Below are 21,043 nucleotides of genomic sequence, written 5' to 3'. Positions count from 1 at the left end.
TGTCGTAGCATTCATTTGGACTTCCCCTTTCTGCACTTCAGATTGACTCACGAAAATTCAATCTTGGCACTTCGATGCCGGTCGGCCAACGCCGCCTGCGGGATGTGGGAAGTCCCCTTTTTAGTCAATCCACCGGAGCTGCGCAAGAAGCCGCGCAGCCCGGTGATTTCAAACGATATACACCACTCGCCCATTCGTGCGTGAATCGAGGTTCGCCATCTCCAGGCCCCAGACTGATGGTCTGTTTGAGTCCGTGCCGGTAGAGCCGGGCGTGCCCGTTGCACACCGTATCGCCAGCGCCGACTTTTCAAGAGTCCGTCTGCAGCCCCAGCATTTCTCTCGCGATGCGCTCACCGGCGCGCGGGCAGTTCGCGTTCTCGCGATCAGTCGCCGACAACATCGGCTCCGGCCGGCACGACGAAGCGGAACAGGCTGTCCGGTAGTTGCGGATTGGCCTCGAAGCGGGTGAACTGCAGCATCGTCACCTGGCCGAAGCTGTCGTGGATTTCCATGCTGACCGGCCGGTTTGCGGCAAACCCGATCCTGACCCGCTCGAAGCTGGCGTCGCCGCCCCTGGGCTTGGCCTCGACGAACTCCAGGCCATCGGCCGGCGTCCCTTCACTGAGCTCGAAATGCCGGTCCAGGTCCTTTCCCGCGAGCAGTGCCGCGGGGCTGGCGCCGAAGGCCGCACCGAGCTTCTTCACGGCGACCTGGTTGAGGTCCGGGTCGTAACTCCACAGCTTGTTGCCATCGCTGACCAGCAGTTGCTTGTAGGGCTCCTCGTAGGACCAGCGGAACTTTCCCGGGCGCTGCAGGGCGAAGATGCCGGCGGATTGCTGCGGCTTCTTGCCGGACCTGGCGATCACGGTCTGGGTGAACACGCCGCGCGCGCTGCGGTGGGTTTCGAGAAAGTTTTTGAGCTGGTCGAGGCCGGCGGCCTGCGCCGGGGCGAAGGAAACGCAGGTACAGAGGATCCAGGCGGAGCGCAGGAATGTATTCATCGGCGGATTATCGCAGGTCCGCGGAGCCGCCCCGCTCGCGTGTGGCGCCCTAGCGGCTTTGGATCAGCAGCAGGCGATCGCCATCCTTGACCATTTCGACCCGGCGCAGGAAGCTCATGCCGAGCAGGACAACGGCCGGCGAATCGGGAAGGACCGAGATCATCGCCTCGACATCGCGCAAGGTGATGGAACCGGCCTGCACGCTTTCGAGGTTAACCAGGTAGGCGGCGCTTTCGCCGGCGGCTGTCCGCGTTGCGATCTTTCGCGCGTCCCGGTAGGAAATACCCAGCCGGTCGGCTTCGTTGCGGCTCATGGCGATGCCGCTGGCGCCGGTGTCCAGCAGGGCGACGGTGCGCCGGCCGTTGATGCCAAGTTCGGTGGCGTAGTGCCCGCGGCTGTCGGCCCGCAGCGCCAGCATCGGCGAGATGCGCTCGCCGAGCCGCAGGCGATGGACGTTGCCGTTGGCCTGGATCTCGGCATGACCACCCGAGATCGAGATCAGCCGGACGCCCTCGGGGCTGTCCTGTCCCGGGCGCATGCTGCGCGTGGCATCGTTGATCTGCAGTTCGGCGTGGCTCGGCCCGAGGGCGACCAGCCGGACCCAGACGGCGCTGGCGATGGCGCTGTGTCCGAGCAAAAACAGCAGGAGGAATGTCCTTGCGATCATGGGGCGCCCCGTTCAGTTCATTGGCATCACGCTATCACGCCCTGCCTCCGGCGTCGACCGGCAGGCAAAGCCGGGAGCTAGAGGAACTGCGGCGTGTGGCCGCGCGACTTGAGCCAATCGGCCAGCGCATAGCCGGTGCCGGCCGGCCAGCATTTGACGGCGTCGGGCGCGAACAGCCGGTAGTCGACCAGTTCCGGCGACAGCTTCACCTCGCCATGGCACTCGGCGTGGTAGGCGATGATGACCTGGTTCATGCGCTGGAAGTCATAGACGCCGATCAGGTTCAGGGCACGGGTTTCGAGGCTGGTCTCTTCCCGTATCTCGCGCGCCATGCCGCCTTCGGGCGTATCGCCCGCTTCCATGAAGCCGGTGATCAGTGCATACATCTTGCCTTCCCAGGCCGCATTGCGCGCGAGCAGGATCTTGCCCTGGTACTCGATGACCGCCGCCAGCACCGGCACCGGATTGTTCCAGTGCGTGAAGCCGCAGGCGCGACAACGCAGGCGCTCCATGTCGCCGCCATCCTCGGCCAGCGTGATCGCGGCGAGCGGCGTGGCGCAACCGGGGCAGTAGGTGAAGGAGTGCAAGGTCGACACTACTGCGGCGCCGTGCCGAGCCGGCCGGCTTATTCCGCGCGGTTCGGCGCGATGACCTCGCGGCCGCCCGCTCCGTTCATGGGCGTCACCAGTCCGGCTTTTTCCATGGCTTCGATCAGCCGCGCGGCGCGGTTGTAGCCGATGCGAAGGTGACGCTGCACCAGCGAGATCGATGGCCGCCGGGTCTTCAGAACGATTTCCACCGCCTGGTCGTACATCGCATCGCTTTCGGCATCGCCGGCTGCCGTGTCGCCAGCGCCGACTTCTGTGTCTTCGCCGACAGGGCCATCGAGCAGGCCGTCGATGTAGTCGGGCGGGCCGACCTTCTTCAGATGGTCGACGACATGGTGCACTTCGTCGTCGGCGACGAAGGCGCCATGCACGCGCACCGGCAGGCCGGTGCCCGGCGCGAGGTAGAGCATGTCGCCCTGGCCGAGCAGCGCCTCGGCGCCCATCTGGTCGAGGATGGTGCGCGAATCGATCTTCGATGACACCTGGAAGGCGATGCGTGTCGGGATGTTGGCCTTGATCAACCCGGTGATCACATCAACGCTCGGCCGCTGCGTGGCGAGGATCAGGTGGATGCCCGAGGCCCGGGCCTTCTGCGCCAGTCGCGCGATGAGTTCCTCGATCTTCTTGCCGACCACCATCATCAGGTCGGCCAGCTCATCGATGACGACGACGATGTAGGGCAAGGGCTCCAGCGGTTCCGGCCCGATCTCGGTATCGACGGTCAGCGAGAAGGGGTTGGGAATGGACTCGCCGGCCTTTTTCGCCTCGTTGATCTTGGCGTTGTATCCGGACAGGTTGCGCACGCCGAGCGCCGACATCAGCTTGTAGCGCCGCTCCATTTCGCCAACGCACCAGTTGAGCGCGTTGGCGGCCTTGCCCATGTCGGTCACCACCGGCGCCAGCAGGTGCGGGATGCCTTCGTAGATCGACAACTCGAGCATCTTGGGGTCGACCATGATCAGGCGCACGTCCTTCGGTTCGGACTTGTAGATCAGCGACAGGATCATGGCATTGACGCCGACCGATTTGCCCGAACCGGTGGTGCCGGCCACCAGCAGGTGCGGCATCTTGGCCAGATCCACCACCACCGGCTGGCCGCCGATGTCCTTGCCCATCGCCATCGACAGCGGCGAATGCATGCCATGGTAGGCCTGCGAGCCGATGATCTCGGACAGGCGCACGATCTGCCGCCGCGGGTTGGGCAGTTCCAGCGCCATGCAGGACTTGCCGGGAACGGTTTCCACCACACGGATCGACACCAGCGACAGCGCGCGCGCCAGATCCTTCGCCAGGCCGACGATCTGGCTGCCCTTGACGCCGACCGCCGGCTCGATTTCGTAACGCGTCACCACCGGCCCGGGATGCGCCGTCAGCACCTTGGCTTCGACATTGAAGTCCGCCAGCTTGCGTTCGATCAGGCGCGAAGTGAACTCCAGCGTCTGCGCCGCAGGCAGGTCGTCGGCGCTATGCACCGCTTCGGCCAGCAGGTGCAACGGCGGCAGGGCGCCGCCGGGCGCATCGAAGAACAGCGGCGCCTGGCGCTCCTTTTCCGCCCGAGCCACCGCCTTGGGCGCGACCGGCACGATGATATCCACCGGTTCGATACGCACCGGCGGCAAGGGGCTTTCTTCCACCTTGCGCCGCTCGGAGGCCACCACTTCTTCGCGTTGTTCGGCCACCGCGCGTCCGTAGCGGCGATCCTGCCAGCCGTCCCACAGGCTGCGCACACCGACGACGGCGCCCTCCACCACCAATCCGACCTTCTCGGCCACGGTGATCCACGACACGCCGGCGAACAGGCTGAAACCGATCATGGCGAGCACCAAAAGAACCAGGGTGCCACCGGTATAGCCAAGGAACTGGGTGACGAGGCGCCCGACCTCATGTCCGAGCATGCCGCCGGGTGCCAGGGGCAGGGCGACTTGCAGGCTCCAGAAACGCATCGCTTCGAGTCCGCTGCTTGCTACCAGCAGCAGGACGAATCCAGCCAGGGCAATCAGGATGGAACGGCGATCGCCACCAAAAAGGTGGCTCAGGCGATGGTAACCCCACGCCACCAGGAATAATGGCAAGGCGACCCACCACCAGGCCGAAAGACCGAACAGGTAAAGCAGCAAGTCGCTTAGCCAGGCACCGAAGCGTCCACCCGGGTTGGCGATCCGCTCGACGATCGCGGCATGCGACCAGCCCGGATCGCCACGGTCGAATCCGCCCAGGATGATGGTCAGGTAGAGACCGGACAAGCCGACCAGCAACCAGCGTGCCTCATCGACCAGGAGGGCGATTTTCTCCGGTAGCGGATGGCTGGGTGGATCAGATGCGCTCACTGCACTCATGGACGGGTGCCGAATCGCGAACAAGGGCGAACCGGAATGACGGACATTCGGAAATTATGGCCGAGCACCGACGCTCGCAAGCCACAAAAAGCCGCCCTGCTTGCTCGTTGTTTTGCCCTTCTGGCAAGCAAAAAGGCCGTGGCCGGCTTGCGCCGGCCACGGCCCATCCATACTGCGGACTCTCAGCGGGCGGCGAGTGCCGCCTTGGCCAGTTGTTGGATTTCCGCGTTATCCGGCTGACGCAACATCATCTCGCGGGCGACGATCTTCAGGTCGTCGATCATCCCGTGCTCCTGAAACACCGAGTACAGGAACAGTTCCGGCGTCACATCGGTCGGTGCCGCGGCAGCCCGCATCGACTCATAGGTGGCCACCGCCGCAGCCACTTCCTCCTTGCTGGCCGACGTCTGCGCTTTGGCCGACCGCACCACCAGGCCGCCGACTCGCGACGTATTCATCAACTCGGAAACGCGGGCCAGTTTCTGCGGCACGGCCGCAGGCAACTGCGACACCTCGGGTTTGTTGCCCTTCAACAGTTCGCCTCCGGCAGAAGTCGCGACGAAACTGCCCGGCCCCGTCCAGGACTCCTGGCGGCTTGCCGTCGTATAGCTGATGCGAATGCTGGCGCCCGAGGCGAGCACGATCTTGTCGCCATGGCGCAGTCTCATGTAGGCCTGAGCTTTGCGCGCGGGGCCATCCTTGCCCTGGTAACTGACGTCGCCCTGCAGGGCATTCACCAGCCCTACGTCGCCACCGGCATCCGCAGCAGAAACGCCACCGGCCAGCGAGGCAAGGAATGAGACAACCACCATGCTCGTTGCAAGTATTTTCATGATTCTCACCAGTTGGGAACGAATTCAACACGACGATTCAAGGCGCCGGACGGATTATCGGCATCCCGCAGCTTGTCGCTGGACCGCCCGGCCGTCTCGATGTTGCCTAAACCAAACTCTGCCTGCAGGAAAGTCTTGACCGAATCGGCACGGGATTTGGACAGGCGACGATTCGTGGCCTCGCTGCCGGTTGCGTCGGTATGCCCTTCGATGAGGAGCGACTTCCAGACGCCCGACTTGCGTTGCAAGGCCGCGCCCACGGACCGCAGAAAACCCTTGCCCTCGTCGGTCAGGATGGCCGAGCCACGCGCGAAAGTGACCTGTATCGTATCCAGGGACGACTTGGGAATCACGCCCTGGCAACGCAGTCCGATCTTCTCCATCTGCGCGCATTCATCCTTCAGGGCGACGATCTCCTTGGGAAACAAGGCGCCTTCGACCTCATCAACCTTCGGATTGGGCGTGTTTATCGACGCCGTCTGCCTTGTGTCGTCATCCGCGGCAAATGCGACTCCGCACAAAGAAAATATCGACAACGCGGCGACAACAAGGCTTTTGAACATGATTACCTCCGGGGAAAGCGGCAACAGCGAACTACTTGGGCTCAAAACATACCCGCCGGTCTACCCCCAGTCAACGACAAAAGTCACGATTCCGGGCAATTCCGGCCGGAATCGAAGCATCGAGCCGAGAATTGTCAATCGGGATTACTCGCAGGAAAGCGTGCTTCCTCCAAAGTTGCCTTCGCATGACTCCAGTCCGGCCATCCCGGTACTGTCATCCACCGCGGGCTGCCCGGGACCGGCCGAGGTCACCACGCCCCGCCGCAACACCTTGCTGGCATTCTCCTTGGCGAAACCGGATTCCCGGATCTCGGTGGTCTGGTTGCGAATGTCCAGGTAGGCGGCATCCAGGGCACCGGTCAACTGGGCATTGGCAGCGTCGGCGCCGTTGTACTTGACGGTCCGGTGCAAGGGATCGCCGGAGAATTCGTACTTCGGTTGGATGGAGTCGTCGCCGATCAAAAAGATCGCTCCATCGCCGATGCCGTCACCGACGACACGAACCAAACCGCTGGTCCGCACCCGTAGCCCCTGGGTGGTCGGCGCGCCTGCGTTGCCTATGACGCCGTTGGCCATGATCGTAAGCGCCGGAATCGAGCTGAGCGGGGCGGAAGCGGTTACTTCGCCCTCGACCCCGGTGGTGATGAACGCTGCCGCATTCGGAGCCTGGAGGGTAATCCGTTCGCCCGATATGCCGACATTCGTGGTCGAGCCGTCGGAAGGCCGGACCGTCCCCACCGCAATCCGGTCTGAATTCAACCAGACCTCACCGCCGGCTCCGGCGATCAGGGAAACCGTGCCCCCAAGAACATTGGCGTTCTTCAAAAGTATGCTTCCCGAAGAACTGGCCCAGAGATTGGCGGCTGTAAGCGTGCCGGATTGTCCTATGTCGCCACCCGCAACAAGGTCAAGGTATCCGGTAAGGCTCGACGTCCCCAAAGTAATGCCTCCCGCATTGTGAACCACCGCGTTCACGCCGTTCAGGGATAGCGCACCAAGGCTGTTGCCGGGATTCGCCGCAGAAATGTCGCCTGCGCCGGTCACCGTAAAGATCGCGCTGCCCGACACCGGGTCGTTGTAGGTCTGCGCCCCGCTGGTTTGCACCAAGCCGCCACCGATCGCGGTGCTGCCGGCCGCGTCCGTAGCGAGTGAGGTCAGCGCCACCACACCGCCGACAGCCCCGACAAAGGTCGTAGTGCCGGCAGTATTGACAGTCAAGTCCTGAGCACCATCGACAGTACCGGCGAACAATATTGACCCGCCACCCGATGACGTCAGCGTGGTTGCGGAATTCAGCGTCACGGGTCCGGCATAGGTCTGGTTGCCACCCGTGCGTACGGTGCCCCCGATCGTCGCGGCGCCGACACTGAGGTTACCGCCGAGATTGCTGCCACCGGAAAAGACAAGGGTGGATACGCCGGTCGCGGTGAGGTTTTCGATCGAAGTCCAGGCCACCGCACCGTCACTTCCGGAATTGACACCCGTAAGATTGTAGGTGCCGCCGGCGCCCGTGACGGTGTCGCTGTTGCCGCTGCCGGCTACCGTGGTGATGCCGCTCCAGCCGCCCATGCCGCTGCTGGCGCCGCCGCCCAGGGCGAAGCTGGCCGCCGCCGTGCGCGTGGCGTAGCTGACCGTGCCATTGACCGCCGTCAGCGTGCCGGCGACGCTGCCGGCGGTGCCCATCTGGAAGATCCCGGCGCCGCTGTCGGTCAGGTTCTCGATCGAGGTCCAGCTCACCGTGCCGTTGTTGCCGGCATTGGCCGTGGCGTTGTCCAGGGTGTAGGTCTGCCCGCTACCCGTGACGGTGTCGCTGCCCGCGCCGCCAGTAATGGTCGCCGTCAGTACGGGTGCGGTCGTCAGGTCGAAGATCACGGGATTCGCACCAGCCTTCAGCGCGATGGTTCCCAGCGAGGATATGCCGGCGGCAACGGTGAGCGTGCCGGCGACGCTGTTGCCCGCCGTAAGGTCGACGCCGCCCGGTGCGTCGATGGCGGCGTTGACCGTGATGTTGCGTCCCGCCACGGCGGTAAGGCTGCGGGTGGCGTTCAAGCTGAGCGCCGAACTGAACGTGATGTCGTTGTTTGCCGAAAGCGAAACGTCCGTATCGAGCAGGACCAGAGATGCGGGCGTGATGCTTACGCCTGGATCGACGGACTCGGCGAACGTTACGATCGCATTGCCGTCACCCACCGTCGCGATATCCGCCCCGCCGGTGTTGATATCGATGTCATCCGGATCGAGCAGCAGCATACCGGTCCTGCCGGCGGGAGCGCGCGTGTCCACTTTCCCGGCAAAGGCGAGCCGGTGCTTGCCTGAAACCTCCACCTGTCCGCCCTCGCCACCCAGGGCGCCGCCCCGCGCACTCACGGAACCGTAGAAGCGTGTGTCGCCGTCGGCCCAGGCCACCACCTTGCCGCCATCACCCCTGCCAATGGCATTGGCCGCTATCTTCACCTCGCGGCCGACGTAGGTGGCGCTGGCATTGCGCTCCGCCCCCTTGCCCTGCCAATTGCCGCCGACCAGTGCCGTACCGCCGGCGCCGACTCCGGAAACGTCGATCGTCGCCTGACCGAACAGGCCGACCTTGTCGCCCAGTACCTTGACCATGCCGCCGTGCATGCCCGCGCCCGTGCCCGAGGCATCCAGCGTGCCGGTTACGCTGACCACGCCGGAACCGCCGCCGTCGAGCCAAACCTCACCGTTGCGCGATTCGAGGCTGCGGGCGCGGATGATGCCGTCACTGTTGAGAACGGTGGACAGCAAGGCTTCCTTGGCCCGCACGTCCATCACCACCCGTCCGCCGTCGGCGACGATGACGCCACTGTTGTCTGCTCGCGCGGCAGCGGTAGCGACGTTGACCTGAAAGCTTAGGAGACCGTCGTGGTCGAAATCGAGGTTCACCGAATCGCCGGCAGCCATGCCGACGCTGCCGCCGCTCGCCGTGATGCTGCCGCCATTGGCGACTCGCGGCGCGATCAGGGCAACGAAGCCGCCGTTCGCTGCATTGATGGTGCCCTGATTTGCCACCGTGCCGCCGGCACCGACTCTTTCGAAGTGGTACTTTCCTGCGAGGAAGTTGGCATCCGAGATGCCCAGCGACGAGGCCACCAGGCCGCCTACATCGACCTGGGCGCCGGGGGCGAACAGAATGCCTCCGGGATTGCTGATGAACACGTTGCCATTGGCGGTCATGCGGCCGAAGATCGCCGAACCCTCGCCGCCCAGCACCCGGTTGAGTATGACGGACGAGGAGCCGGGCTGGACGAAGTTAACGTGGGCGTGGCTGCCGATGTTGAAGCTGTCCCAATTGACGATCGCGCTCCCGGACGACTGGGTCACATCCATACGCGCTCCACTGGCACCGATAGCCACCTGCCCGGCGACAGCCTGGCCACCCGAGGGCAAAGCGTTCGGCGCGGGGTCTCCCGCCGCCGCCGCCGCGGGGATCAGCGCAAGCACCGCTCCCGTGACCAGGGCGCCGCAGCTGCGCTTGCCGCGCCTGCCGGCGAATTCGGCCACGGCGACCCAGGTCGCGTGCAATTCGCACCAGATCAAACGGTAAGATCGATTCAGCGTGGCGTGCTTGAACATGGCAATGTCCTTTGGCGAATTACCCGCATCGCTCTGGCGAAAGGCGGTGCGTCGAATCGGCAAACTCAATCGGTGGGCAACGCTGTCGCCCGCGAATCAGAAAAACTTGCTGACCTGGAAGTAAAAGCGGGGATAGCGCAACAGGTGGTCGGCGGTGGCTTTGGTGGTATCTCGGAAGGCCAGCGTGGTGCGCAGGTACCAGTCGTTCGGCACTTCCCAATTGACGCCGATGCCCGGGCCGGCGATACGTCGCAGCCGCTCGGCATTGGCCGCGAGGTCGGCCGCCGTCGGTTGCTGGATCAGGATGGAGCGCCCGAAATCGTAGAACCCGGTCAGCACCAGGCTGCCCGGAAGGTCTTCATCAAAAGGCAGCCGATAGCGCATTTCCAGGCTGGCGAAATAGCCTCGGTCACCGGCGCCTTCGCCCTGGGGATAGGCGCGCACGGCATTCGGCCCGCCGAGGCTGAACTTCTCGCTGGGATCGAGGTTCTTGTTGGTGAATTGCTGGCTGTACGAGGCGTACAGCGCGAGGCGTTCCGACACCGCCTGCAGGCGAGACAGGGACACATTGGTCTTGCCGAACTGCCCCCGCGTCCTGCGTCCGGCAAAGTCGGTCGCTTCAAGGCCGACGGTGCCGAACTTGAGTTCGCCCAGCGTATAGGCGAGATTGAACACGTTGATGCCGCCGCCGCCCAGGCGGTCGCGGAAGTCACCGGAAAAGCCGAGGGAACTGACGTCGGTCTTTTTCAACGTCTCGGCGCCGGTCGCCAGCTGGATGTCATGGAACTTGCGCTTGTCGTGTTGCCCGATCACCAGCAAATTGGTGTTGCGCGAACGAATCACGGGATGGATGGCGATCAGCGAAACCACCGCCGCGGCGCCGTTGACCTTGAGCGCATTGAAAGCAGGGGTGCCAAGCCGATACTTGAGTTCCGAATAGGCGGCCCCGACCTTGGTGCCCCAGGGGCCGACCGGCACCAGCGCGGAGGCCCGCGCGAAACGCAGGTTGCCGTCGATGGCGTTGCTGGCGCGCACATTGATGAGCTCGCCATAACCCAGCAGGCTGTTGCCATCCACGCCGCCGCCGATGCGATGGATGCCGGTGTACACCGAGCCGTTGGCATCGAAATCCAGGTTGGCGTCGAGCTTCTTGCCGGGGCTGACCCGGATGGTCAGGTCCGCCGTTCCGGCCGCGGCCCCGGGACCGAAACTGCTGGTGGCGACGATTCCGCGCAGGTCATGGATCTGGAACAGGGCGCGCTCGACATCCCCGGTGCGGATCAATTCGCCTTCTTCAAGCGAGGCGATATAGGACGCGAGCAAAGCCCGGCTGATCGACACCGCTGGGTCCACCTCGAGGCGAACCTTGCCCAGGCGTCCTTCGAGCACGCGCAACTCGACCACGCCCTCTTTCAGCTTCTGCTCCGGAACCATGACGTCGGCCAAAAAATAGCCGCGCGCGGCAAGCTCGCGCCGCACCGCGGCGGCGGCATCGAGCAGATCCTGAAAGCGTTTGTCGGCACCGACGAACGGGGCGAGTGCGTCGCCCATGTCGGCCTCGGCGGCAACCGTCAGGCCGACGAGGCGAAAACCCTTGACCTCCAGGCGCATCCCTTCCACGTCGGCGATGGCCCGCGGCTTGGAGAACCGGTCGTCAATGTCGGGAACTGTTCCCGGCCGCGATGCCGGCGGCGGCAACGTTTGCAGCAAGGATCCCGCCTCGGGAGCCGCCTGACCGAAGGCCGCCCCGCAAGGCAGCAACAGCAGCATTCCGCACGACAGCAATCGGCGCAGTCCCGCCTGCGCGCAAACTCCCCCTCGTCGCTGGTTCGAACTCATTGGTCTTGTTGTCTCCAGCCAACCCGCCCGCCACGGAACGCAAACGAGACAAGCCTTGCCGAGTCTGGATGGGATCCGGAAGGATATACGCCCAAGCGATACAACCAGCCGACCGTGGAGCTGCGGTGTACAACGCTTGATTCTAGCTCATGCATACAGTCAAACCGCCAGTCCCGGCGCGCCCATGCCGGCTCAGTAGCCGCGGGTAGGCAGCCGAAAAGCGGGTTTATAGCCCAGATCCAACGCCCGTTTTTCAAAGCGGGCAGCGTCGGCGACCCGCCCGCCATAGTTGTAGTATTCCGCGAGTTCCCAGCTTGCCAGTCCGCTGCCCAATCCGGCTGAAATTTGCAGCCATTGTTCCATCCGTCGCAAATTCACCTCGACGCCGAACATCCCGACCCGATAGGCCATCGCCATGAGATATGCCGCATCCTTGTCGCCGCGTGATGCCCTGTCCAGGTTGGACCGATACGTTGCATCGCCGACGGCATCCTCGAAAAAGTCTCCGGAAAGACCGATGGCGTGCTGGATTTCCAGCACCTTGCCGGCGCCCGCCGCAATATTCCGCATCTCCTCCGCGAACGCGCCGTCCGGATGATCTCTTTCGCATGCCTCGCTCATGCGCACCAACTTGGACGGCCGTCGTGCCGCCTTGAGTCTCTCCCAGCATTCGTCCATCCCGGACGCCATGAAGCTGGGCGACACCGGCAACTGCGGTTGATCTGTCGACCGGGAATCGACCGAACCCGCCGGTTTCATCCGTAGCGCCGGATTGGACACAACGGGCGCCGGCCGACGGGCGGGAGCGGCCGGTCGCGCTTCGCGGGCGTCGGCGGCGCCCGTCGACTTGCGAGTCGGGTCGGCTACCGCTGCGGCGCCAACTCCGGCGGCCAATGCGCACCATGCCAACGTCGCGGCGCCGAACCGGGGAAGAAAGCGCGGGAGGACAAAAGTCGGCGCCGACGACACGGCAACACGGTCCGCCGTGCGGCAGCCGCGAGCCGGATTTCCGTCCTTTCCTTCAGTATCCACGCGTCGCCAGCCTGGGTGGCGGGCGGTAACCAAGATCGAGCGCCTTTTTCTCGAACCTCGCGGCGTCGGCGACCTGGTCGCTCTGGTTGTAGATTTCGGACAGCTCCCAACTGGCGATTCCGTTGCCGAGTTCGGCGGCGAAGCGCAGCCATTGTTCCGTGCGCCGGGGATTGGCGGCGACACCGGAGGTCCCATCGCGATAGGCGATCGCGATCCGGTGCGCCGCATCCTTGTCGCCGCGCAAGGCCTTGAGCAAGTCGTCGCGGTATCCCTTGTCGCCGGCCCCCTCGACGAAGAGGTCGCCGGAGAGACGCGCCGAGCGCTGGCTGTCCAGCGCCTGCTGTGCGCCGCTGATCGCGACCCGGATCTGCTGGCTGAACTCGCTGCCGGGAAAATCCCGCTCGAAGTCCTGGCAGAGGCGGATCAATCGCGCCGGCCGCAGCGTCTCCTGGACGGCCTGCCAGCGCCGCTCCATCAGGGCGGAATCGACGCCGATCAGCGTCGGCCCCTTGCGTGTCCGGAGCAGTTCGAGCTGGCGGTTGCGGATCACGAAGCGGCCGCGCAAATTGCCGGTACTTTCCGGAAACTGGGGCGGAATGGCCAGCTTGACCTTGTCGAACTCCGCCTTCACCCGCGCCTGGCACTCGACGGCGGCGATCCGGAACAGATCATCGACCGGCGTCACGCCATTGGCATCGCGCAGCACGTCCACCAGGGCGCCGGCGAAGAAGGTATTGCGATCCGCGCTGATCGGCGCCAGGGCCGGACGCCCGGCACGGGTGGCGAAAAACACCAGCATCCCCTCGGGGGCAACGATCTGGTTGAAGTCATCCACTCCGCGCCGAATGAAGGGATCGGTGCGACAGGCATCGATCAGCGCGATGCTGATGCCCGGATAGCGTTGCGGCAATGCCACCAGGATGTCTTCGTTCAGGCGCAGCGACGCGCTGAGCGCCTTTTCCGACGAAGGATCGATCCCGGCCGGCACCAGAAAATTGCGGCCGGCCGACTGAAATCCATGGCCGCAAAAATAGAACACCACGGCGACGGAACCCGGCAGGTTGCCTTCGCCGACACTACGGAGTTCCGCGCCGAATTCGGTCATGACCCGCAGCATTCCCAATGCATCGAGGTCGCGATAATCCCTGACCTTGAATTCGTAGTACTCGAGGACGTCCTTGAGGTCGGTGACGTTCTTGTGGGCCGGGGCGATATCCTTGCGATTCGGATAGTCGCGGTTACCGATCAGCAGGGCATATTTTGCCCGCGGCGCATAGATGTCCTGTACCGGATCGCCACCCGCCTGCGCCAGCAGATTCGGCGAAATCGACATGGAACCCAGCGCCAGTCCGGCGCCTCCACCCAGCAACAGGCTGCGTCGCAACCTGCTGCGCGGATCGCCGCGGCGCGACGGGTCATCTCGGCGGCTGGTCACGGCAGGGATCGCGCAGCCCTGAATCCGAGGTTATCGTGGCGCTCGTCTTTCGATCCGCGGTCCCGATAGGCGGCCCGAACCGTTGACGGCGCGCTGTTCCAGGCCCCGCCGCGGAACACGCGCTCCGCGCAGGATCCGGTAAGGCGCGGCGCGGCGAGCGCGGGCGCGCCGGCATATCCCTCGTTCCAGCAATCCTCGGTCCATTCCCACGCATTGCCGAGCAAGTCATGAATCCCGAACGGATTGGCCGGGAAGCGCCCGACAGGCGCGGTAAACGCAAACCCGTCGCTGCACGGAAACAGCGGCGCCCCGGGCGAGACGCTCTTGAACGTCGTATCCGCCACGCTGGCGTAGCGGCAGGTCGCCGCCTGATCCGCGTCAGCCCAGTGACGGCTGCCGGTGGTCCCGGCGCGGGCCACGTACTCCCACTCGGACTCGTTGAGCAGCCGGTATTGCTTGGCGGTTTTCTTGCCCAGCCACGCGAGGTATGCCTGTGCATCGTCCCAACTGACGCAGACCACCGGGTCATCGTCCTTCTGCTCGAATCCTGGATTCTGCCAGGTCGCCTTGGGATTCTTGTGGAAAACCCCCCCGCGCGTGGAATGGCAACCGGGCTTTTGCTCGCGCCCGGTCTCCTTGACGAACGCTGAATACTGGCCCCGGGTCACCTCGTACTTCCCAACGGCGATGGAGGTCGCAACACGTACCCGATGCGCCGGCTCTTCGTCGGGCTCGCGCAACCTTTCCTTCGGCCCGCTGCCCATCGTGTACTCCCCGGGCGCAACCGCGACAAGTTCGGGACACTCGGCACAATCATGGATCACGGTACCGGGAGAGGGAATCGCCCCGGAGAGGGCGCTGCCTGCCGGTAGCTGCGGTGGCGGGGACGGCGTTGCCAGTGCCAGGCGTTCCGGCTCCGGCGACGTGACCGGAGCGGGGCGCGCGGCGATCGCGGGTACCACCCCGCCATACTTGGTTGCCATCCAGCGGGCATAGGCCGCCCGCGGCGCACCGGAGAACTTCTCGAGGTAGCCGACGAAGTCCGCGGCGACGCGGCTATCCTTGATGCGCTCCCAGTACGCCCTCTCCTGTACCGGATCATAGGGTGCCGTGGCCGCCTCGGCTGCCGCCTCGTGCCTGGCGGCAGCCGGCTGCGTTGCTCCGCGCAGGGCGGCCATATCCTCGACAAGGTCGAAGTGAAAGCTTCCGATCACGGAACTCGAGGTCCATGGCACCTGGTCGCCGCCCGTATCCTGCACCACGCCGGTGCGGACCCGGCCGAACACTTTGTCGATATCGGAATCCCGTGTTTCCAGCGAACGCAGCAGGTGTTTGGTGTAAAGCCCGTTGCGCCCGGTGCCGTCCGCCGCGGTGGCACCCGGCGAGGTTGCATAGGCAATGAAGGTTCCCTTCTCGGCACGGCCGACGTTCATTACGCCCAGGCCCTTGCTTACGTTTTTGCGCGCCTGCTGGAAAGGATTGTTGCGACAGGCATCGAGTATCACGACATTGATGCGATTTCCCGCCTCGGCCATGCGCGACAGGACGTATTCCGCACTGACGGACTTGAAGGTGATGTCGGCCTCGCTGTCGAAACCGATATCCACCGGGAGCAGGAAATTCTGGTCCTTCAGTTGAATGCCGTGGCCGGCGAAAAAGAACAGTCCGATTCCGCCCTGCTTCAGGTGTCTGGCAAAGACATCCACCGCCTCCTTGAGTCCGCGTTCGCCGACGTTCTCGCGCACCAGAACCTTGAAGCCCTGCTTTTCCAGGGCATTCGCCAGGTCGGCGGCGTCGTTGGCGGGATTTTCAAGCGGTGCCGACTTGTAGTCGGAGTTGCCGATGATCAGCGCCACGCGCGCTTCCTGCGGCGAAGACGGCCCGCCGGAATTGCGGTCCTGTGCGGGAGCGCCGACGGTTCCCAGCAAGGTCACCAACGCGAGGCCGACGCCGATGGCGCGTCGGATCGCGGCAACCGGCCGAAGCCACATTGGATGAATGATGTTGCTGATCGCCATTGGTAGTTTTACGAGAATACTGTCCAGCCAGCGAATCCGGCCTTTGATTATCCCACCCAAATCACGAAATTCAAGACCTCAACGACTTTTGCCTCCCGTCGACTGTCCGCCGCGGCTACCGGTTCCCCGATGCGTCAATCCACCAGCACTTCGAATACTTCGATCGGTTCGGCCTTGCCCTTGACCTGGATGACCTGGCGCCGTCCGGTTCGTATGCCTTCGCCGCCAGCCTTGATCGCGGCGGCGCTGGCCGCAACCACGCAACCGAGATCCTTGGTCGCCCCCTCCAGGCGCGATGCGGCATTCACGGTGTCGCCGATCGCGGTGAACTCGCGGCGCTTGATCGAGCCGATGTCACCCATTACCGCTGGCCCCGTGTGCACGCCGATGCCGATGCCGAATTCGGGCAGGCCCCGGTCGGGAAAGCGCTGCTTCATCCAGTCCTTGAAGCCTTGCGCCTCGCGCGCCATGCCCTGTGCGGCCAGCAACGCGCGCCGAGCGTGATCGGGGTAATGCACCGGCGAACCGAACACAGCCATGACCGCATCGCCGATGAACTTGTTCACCATGCCCCCCTGCTCCAGGATCGGTTCGCAGGTCAGTCCGAAGTAGGCGTTCAGCATTTCCACGACTTCCTCGGCATCGAGCTTTTCCGAAATAGTCGTGAAATTGCGGATATCCGAGAACAGCACCGTCACCTCGAGCTTTTCGCCGCTCAGATTGGGACGCTGTCCCTCGGCGATCAGTTTGTCGACCACCACGTCGGACACGTATTGTCCGAACATCGACTTCAGGTGGGCGCGCTGCCTTTCCTCGCCGGTCAGGCGCAGCGCCAGCGTCCCCAGGTAGGCCGTCGCCAGCGCGACATGGAACGGTGCAACAGCCAGCAGCAGGTCCTTCTGGAACAGGGCGTAGGCCGGAATCATTATCAGCAGCGACAATCCAAGCCCGACGCCAAGGCCTCCCGCCGGGTGCAGGCGCAGGTATAGGGTCACCGCGACAACCAGCACCAACACCAGCGCCGGCCAGGCCAGCCACAATGAAAGATTGCGCGGATAGATTCCGGAAAGGATCGTCTCGATCGCGTTCGCATGGATCTCGCCGCCGATCATCGGCTCCGCCGAGAACCCGGGCAACACCCTCGAATAGGGCGAAAAATGACGATCGGAGGTTCCTATGTTGTTCGGCGCAATGATCACGGAGCGCCCCTTGAGCTTGCGCACCTCGGGATCGGCCAGCGCGTCGGGCTGCAGCAGCTTGCTCATCGAAACCGTAAGCATGCTGCCGGGCGGACCGACGAAGCCGATGCGCCGTCGCTCGCGGTTTCGCGCATAGGTCTCGCCGGCGAAGGTCCAGCCCCCGGCCAGGCTGTCGCCGCCGGTCGCTCGCAGCACCAGCTGCATGGCGAAGCCGACTCCGGGAAACTGGGGATCGGGTATCACCACCGGATAAAAGGTGCGCACCAGCTTGTCGCTGTCCGGGTACAGGTTGGCGATTCCCGTGTCATGGGCGCCATTGGGCAGCATCAGCAGGTGCTCCTGCGGCGGCCCGATTACCTCCATGTCGCCCTGCGAGGTCTCCACCAGTTGCGCGATGAGTATCTTGCCACCTTGCGCCAACTGGCCGCGAAACGGCGAATCGTAGTTGCGCGAAACCTCGCTGTCCGGCAGGTTCAGCTTGCGCAGCCAGGCTTCGGCACTGACCGCATAGATGAAATCGAGGCCGATGGACTTGACGCCGGCGTCCGTAAGGTTCTGCATCGCAACGGCGAAGATCGGCTGCCAGAATGCCAACGGATCGTCCCGGTACTGCAGCAGCGTGTCGTCATCGACCGCGATCACCGCCGCATGCCGGGCGTCCCGCCGCTTTCCCGCCAACTGGTGCCAGTAATCGTAGTAGATGTTCTCGTAATCCTGCAGCCAGCCAAGCCGCTCGCTGCCCAGGGAGACGACCAGGGCAAGCACCGTCACGGCGAGGAACTGCCAGGTTTTGCGAAACCGCTCCGTGGACAGCCAGTCCGGTCGGGTCATGAACTTTCCTTGGTAATGCGCTGGTTGGCAGACTCTTCGCCGTCGCCCCGCGATCGGCGGCGAACCGGGCGCTTGCTGAGGCGGCCGCTGACGGGCATCTTACCCATTCCTGCGCCCCTGTCGACCACGGCCCCGCGCGCCATCCGAACCGTCCGGGCCGGCCCCCGCCATCGTCCCGCGATGCCAACGCCGGGCCGGAAATCCGCAGCCGGGCCTGCCGGTATAATTTGGCATCCAACTCCCCCATCGGTACCCGTCCAGCATGCGCCACATGACCCTCTCCCGCTTCCTGATCGAGGAACAACGCGACAAGAACGTGATCTCGTCCGATTTGCGCCTGCTGGTCGAGGTCGTATCCCGCGCCTGCAAGGCCATTTCCATCGCCATCGGCAAGGGCAGCCTGGCCGGGGTTCTCGGCAGCGCCGGCAGCGACAATGTACAGGGCGAGGTGCAGAAGAAGCTCGACGTGATTTCGAACGAGATACTGCTCGAAGCCAATGAATGGGGTGGCCACCTCGCCGGCATGGCATCGGAGGAAATGGAAATGCCGCACGCCATTCCCAACCGCTACCCCAAGGGAGAATACCTGCTGCTGTTCGATCCGCTCGACGGCTCATCGAACATCGACGTCAATGTCTCGGTCGGCACCATCTTCTCCGTGCTGCAGTGTCCCGAGGGCATGGACCCCACCGAGCAGGCCTTCCTTCAGCCCGGCACGCGCCAGGTCTGCGCCGGCTATGCCGTGTACGGCCCTACTACGCTGCTGGTGCTGACCCTCGGCGACGGCGTCAACGTCTTTACGCTTGATCGCGAATTCGGCCGCTTCGTGCTGACCCAGGCCGACGTCAAGATCCCCGAGGAGACCCGCGAGTTCGCCATCAATTCCTCCAACGCGCGCTACTGGGAAGCACCGGTCAAGCGCTACGTCGACGAACTCCTGGCCGGCAAGGATGGCCCGCGCGGACAGGACTTCAACATGCGCTGGGTCGCCTCGATGGTGGCCGACGTGCATCGCATCCTGAGTCGCGGCGGCATCTTCATATACCCGATCGACAGCAAGACGCGCGCCCAGGGCGGCAAGCTGCGTCTGATGTACGAAGCCAACCCGATGGCCTTCATCGTCGAACAAGCAGGCGGCGCGGCCACCGACGGTCGGCGGCGCATCCTCGACATCCAGCCCGAGAGGCTGCATCAGCGCGTGCCGGTGATCCTCGGCTCGAAAAACGAAGTGGGACGGGTGACGTCCTACCACGCCGCCTAGGCGGCATCGGGCTCACTCAGCCCTGTTGGCCGTAGCCGGCAAACTTCGCCAGAACGCGCTTCATCTCGGCGTCCGGCAGCAGCCGCGGCGCGCCGAGCTGCAGCACACGCCAGTACTGCTCGCACAGGGTTTCCAGTTCCACCGCCAGCGCCAGCGCATGATCGCAGTCGCGGCCGAACACGACCATGCCGTGGTGCGCCATCAGGCAGGCGCTGCGCCCGTTCAGCGCGGAAATGATGGCATCGGACAATTCCTGGCTGCCGAAAGTGGCATAGGCGGCGCAGCGCACGTCGCTGCCGCCGAAACGCGCCACCATGTAGTGAAAGGCCGGGATGTCCTGGGTCTGGCAGGCCAGCGCCGTGGCGAACGGCGAGTGGGTGTGCACCACGGCGCCGGCCTCCGGGCGCGCGGCGTAGATGTCGCGGTGGAAACGCCACTCGGACGACGGCTTGCGCGTTCCGCTCGCCGTGCCGTCGGCGCCGTCCGCCTGGATACCGCTTCGCATAACTTTCACCATGTCCCCGGAACTGCAGGCATCGTAGGCCATGCCGGTCGGCGTGATGATGAAACCATCCTTGCAGCGCGTGCTGACGTTGCCCGCGCTGCCGCGGTTGATGCCCGAGGCATTCATCGCACGCGCCGTGGCAAGGACCGAGGCCGCGAGCTGGGCATTGCGGCCGCTCATGGTCGCCACCGCGTCAGATCGCCGGATGGCGCCACACCGCGCTCGGAAACGATCCCGTCAATCAGGGCCGCGGGCGTCACGTCGAAGGCCGGGTTGGCAACCGGCGTGGTGCCGGCGCCGAGTTCCGCCGCGGCGCGCTCCTCGATCGGGATGTCCGCCCCCTTGGCACAGGCGAAATCGATTGTGGACAGCGGCGCCGCAACGTAGAAGGGCACGCCGTTGGCACGTGCCGCCAGCGCCTTCAGATAGGTACCGACCTTGTTGGCCGCATCGCCGTTGGCGGCAATGCGGTCAGCGCCGACGATCACCAGATCAACCTTGCCCTGCATCATGAGCAGCCCGGCGGCGTTGTCGGCGATCAGCGTATGCGGCACGCCGGCTTCACGCAGTTCCCAGGCGGTGAGCAGGCCCTGGTTGCGCGGCCGCGTCTCGGACACCCAGACATGCAGCGCAATGCCTGCGGCATGGGCGGCATAGACCGGCGCCAGCGCCGTGCCGTGGCCGACGGTGGCCAGGCGACCAGCGTTGCAATGCGTCATGATGTTAACGATTGCGGACGCAGCCTGCCTGAAATAGTCACTCCCTTCCGCGGGGCGGACACGGGGTTTAGCGGAGCACTGCTCCGCGCCGCCGCAGCCGGCCGGCTCTGCAAAGCCGGCCGTGGGACGGGGGTTGGAGGGATTGTCCTTCTCGTTGCCGAAGGCAGCATGGATTGCCGCTATCAGCGGCAACCCATGCTGCCCGATAGCGGCATTCGCCGCCTGGTCTTCTTCGGCGATCGCCCGTGCTTCACGCCAGGCCAACTCGCGCCGTGCCACCGGCGCCGACTTCTGCAACACGCGCTGCATTCGAGCCAGTGCCCAGTGGAGATTGACCGCCGTCGGCCGTGTCGCCGCGAGGGCTTCAATCACCAGATCAAGTCGCGCGTCTCCGGCATCCTCCGCCAGGCCCAGCGCCACTCCATAGGCGGCGGTGGCTCCGATCAGCGGTGCGCCGCGCACCTGCATGACGCGTATGGCGTGGGCGGCGTCATCGAGGCTGCGCAAGGCAACAAAGCTAGTGCGCGCCGGCAGCAGCGTCTGATCGAGGACGACGACGCAATCCCCATCCTCGCGCAGGGTGGGCGCGTCGCCGCTCACGCCGG

Annotated in this window: 16 protein-coding genes; 2 read left to right on the top strand and 14 right to left on the bottom strand. The window is 64.8% G+C overall.

Features of this window, described 5'->3' with window-relative positions; genetic code table 11:
• On the top strand, positions 1–204 hold a 204-nt coding region (locus J0M27_RS14070; protein ID WP_294992829.1), incomplete at its 5' end, for a hypothetical protein.
• A 179-nt stretch (positions 205–383) separates the two neighbouring features.
• Here the strand turns inward: J0M27_RS14070 and lolA are convergent.
• The 12 genes from lolA to J0M27_RS14010 form a co-directional block, all read right to left on the bottom strand.
• Positions 384–1,001, bottom strand: a complete 618-nt coding sequence (gene lolA, locus J0M27_RS14065) for an outer membrane lipoprotein chaperone LolA (protein WP_294992826.1) — start codon at positions 999–1,001, stop codon at positions 384–386.
• Positions 1,002–1,050: 49 nt separating this feature from the next.
• A complete protein-coding gene (locus J0M27_RS14060) occupies positions 1,051–1,668 on the bottom strand; it encodes a retropepsin-like aspartic protease (RefSeq protein WP_294992823.1) in 618 nt (205 codons plus the stop codon).
• A 77-nt stretch (positions 1,669–1,745) separates the two neighbouring features.
• Complete coding sequence (locus J0M27_RS14055) at positions 1,746–2,264, bottom strand: NUDIX hydrolase (RefSeq protein WP_294992821.1); 519 nt, start codon at positions 2,262–2,264, stop codon at positions 1,746–1,748.
• A 29-nt stretch (positions 2,265–2,293) separates the two neighbouring features.
• The gene (locus J0M27_RS14050; RefSeq protein ID WP_294992818.1) at positions 2,294–4,612 is read right to left on the bottom strand and encodes a DNA translocase FtsK; all 2,319 of its coding nucleotides are present in this window, start codon (positions 4,610–4,612) and stop codon (positions 2,294–2,296) included.
• A gap of 182 nt (positions 4,613–4,794) precedes the next feature.
• Positions 4,795–5,445: a hypothetical protein gene (locus tag J0M27_RS14045; protein ID WP_294992816.1), complete on the bottom strand. Its 651-nt coding sequence runs from the start codon at positions 5,443–5,445 to the stop codon at positions 4,795–4,797.
• Positions 5,446–5,450: 5 nt separating this feature from the next.
• Positions 5,451–6,008 carry an OmpA family protein gene (locus J0M27_RS14040; RefSeq protein ID WP_294992814.1) on the bottom strand — a complete coding sequence of 186 codons (558 nt, stop codon included), beginning with the start codon at positions 6,006–6,008 and terminating at the stop codon, positions 5,451–5,453.
• A 144-nt stretch (positions 6,009–6,152) separates the two neighbouring features.
• Complete coding sequence (locus J0M27_RS14035; RefSeq protein WP_294992811.1) at positions 6,153–9,599, bottom strand: filamentous hemagglutinin N-terminal domain-containing protein; 3,447 nt, start codon at positions 9,597–9,599, stop codon at positions 6,153–6,155.
• A 96-nt stretch (positions 9,600–9,695) separates the two neighbouring features.
• Positions 9,696–11,309, bottom strand: a complete 1,614-nt coding sequence (locus J0M27_RS14030; protein WP_294992809.1) for a ShlB/FhaC/HecB family hemolysin secretion/activation protein — start codon at positions 11,307–11,309, stop codon at positions 9,696–9,698.
• Between the two features lie 321 nt (positions 11,310–11,630).
• Positions 11,631–12,197 carry a hypothetical protein gene (locus J0M27_RS14025; protein ID WP_294992806.1) on the bottom strand — a complete coding sequence of 189 codons (567 nt, stop codon included), beginning with the start codon at positions 12,195–12,197 and terminating at the stop codon, positions 11,631–11,633.
• 262 nt (positions 12,198–12,459) lie between these two features.
• A complete protein-coding gene (locus tag J0M27_RS14020; protein ID WP_294992804.1) occupies positions 12,460–13,905 on the bottom strand; it encodes a caspase family protein in 1,446 nt (481 codons plus the stop codon).
• On the bottom strand, positions 13,902–15,923 hold the full coding sequence (locus J0M27_RS14015) for an SUMF1/EgtB/PvdO family nonheme iron enzyme (protein WP_294992801.1): 2,022 nt from the start codon (positions 15,921–15,923) through the stop codon (positions 13,902–13,904). The genes J0M27_RS14020 and J0M27_RS14015 overlap by 4 nt, the downstream gene beginning before the upstream one ends.
• A 134-nt stretch (positions 15,924–16,057) precedes the next feature.
• Positions 16,058–17,953, bottom strand: coding sequence for an adenylate/guanylate cyclase domain-containing protein (locus J0M27_RS14010; RefSeq protein WP_294992798.1), 1,896 nt, complete (start codon positions 17,951–17,953; stop codon positions 16,058–16,060).
• 262 nt (positions 17,954–18,215) lie between these two features.
• Between J0M27_RS14010 and J0M27_RS14005 the strand changes: the two genes are divergently transcribed.
• Positions 18,216–19,214, top strand: a complete 999-nt coding sequence (locus J0M27_RS14005) for a class 1 fructose-bisphosphatase (RefSeq protein WP_294992795.1) — start codon at positions 18,216–18,218, stop codon at positions 19,212–19,214.
• Positions 19,215–19,230: 16 nt separating this feature from the next.
• Here J0M27_RS14005 and J0M27_RS14000 read toward each other — a convergent pair whose 3' ends face one another.
• Both J0M27_RS14000 and J0M27_RS13995 read right to left on the bottom strand, forming a co-directional pair.
• Positions 19,231–19,899, bottom strand: a complete 669-nt coding sequence (locus tag J0M27_RS14000; RefSeq protein ID WP_294992792.1) for a class II aldolase/adducin family protein — start codon at positions 19,897–19,899, stop codon at positions 19,231–19,233.
• The gene (locus J0M27_RS13995; RefSeq protein ID WP_294992789.1) at positions 19,896–21,038 is read right to left on the bottom strand and encodes an S-methyl-5-thioribose-1-phosphate isomerase; all 1,143 of its coding nucleotides are present in this window, start codon (positions 21,036–21,038) and stop codon (positions 19,896–19,898) included. The genes J0M27_RS14000 and J0M27_RS13995 overlap by 4 nt, the downstream gene beginning before the upstream one ends.
• Positions 21,039–21,043: the final 5 nt, after the last annotated feature.

Source organism: Sulfuritalea sp. (assembly GCF_017302275.1).
Classification (GTDB): domain Bacteria; phylum Pseudomonadota; class Gammaproteobacteria; order Burkholderiales; family Rhodocyclaceae; genus Sulfuritalea.
This window is presented reverse-complemented; position numbering and strand designations above follow the sequence as displayed.

Coding starts and splice junctions, on each gene's coding strand:
- lolA (WP_294992826.1), bottom strand. CDS start 1,001: ATGAATACATTCCTGCGCTCCGCCTGGATCCTCTGTACCTGCGTTTCC.
- J0M27_RS14060 (WP_294992823.1), bottom strand. CDS start 1,668: ATGATCGCAAGGACATTCCTCCTGCTGTTTTTGCTCGGACACAGCGCC.
- J0M27_RS14050 (WP_294992818.1), bottom strand. CDS start 4,612: ATGAGTGCAGTGAGCGCATCTGATCCACCCAGCCATCCGCTACCGGAG.
- J0M27_RS14045 (WP_294992816.1), bottom strand. CDS start 5,445: ATGAAAATACTTGCAACGAGCATGGTGGTTGTCTCATTCCTTGCCTCG.
- J0M27_RS14040 (WP_294992814.1), bottom strand. CDS start 6,008: ATGTTCAAAAGCCTTGTTGTCGCCGCGTTGTCGATATTTTCTTTGTGC.
- J0M27_RS14035 (WP_294992811.1), bottom strand. CDS start 9,599: ATGTTCAAGCACGCCACGCTGAATCGATCTTACCGTTTGATCTGGTGC.
- J0M27_RS14025 (WP_294992806.1), bottom strand. CDS start 12,197: ATGAAACCGGCGGGTTCGGTCGATTCCCGGTCGACAGATCAACCGCAG.
- J0M27_RS14015 (WP_294992801.1), bottom strand. CDS start 15,923: ATGGCGATCAGCAACATCATTCATCCAATGTGGCTTCGGCCGGTTGCC.
- J0M27_RS14010 (WP_294992798.1), bottom strand. CDS start 17,953: ATGACCCGACCGGACTGGCTGTCCACGGAGCGGTTTCGCAAAACCTGG.
- J0M27_RS14005 (WP_294992795.1), top strand. CDS start 18,216: ATGCGCCACATGACCCTCTCCCGCTTCCTGATCGAGGAACAACGCGAC.
- J0M27_RS14000 (WP_294992792.1), bottom strand. CDS start 19,899: ATGAGCGGCCGCAATGCCCAGCTCGCGGCCTCGGTCCTTGCCACGGCG.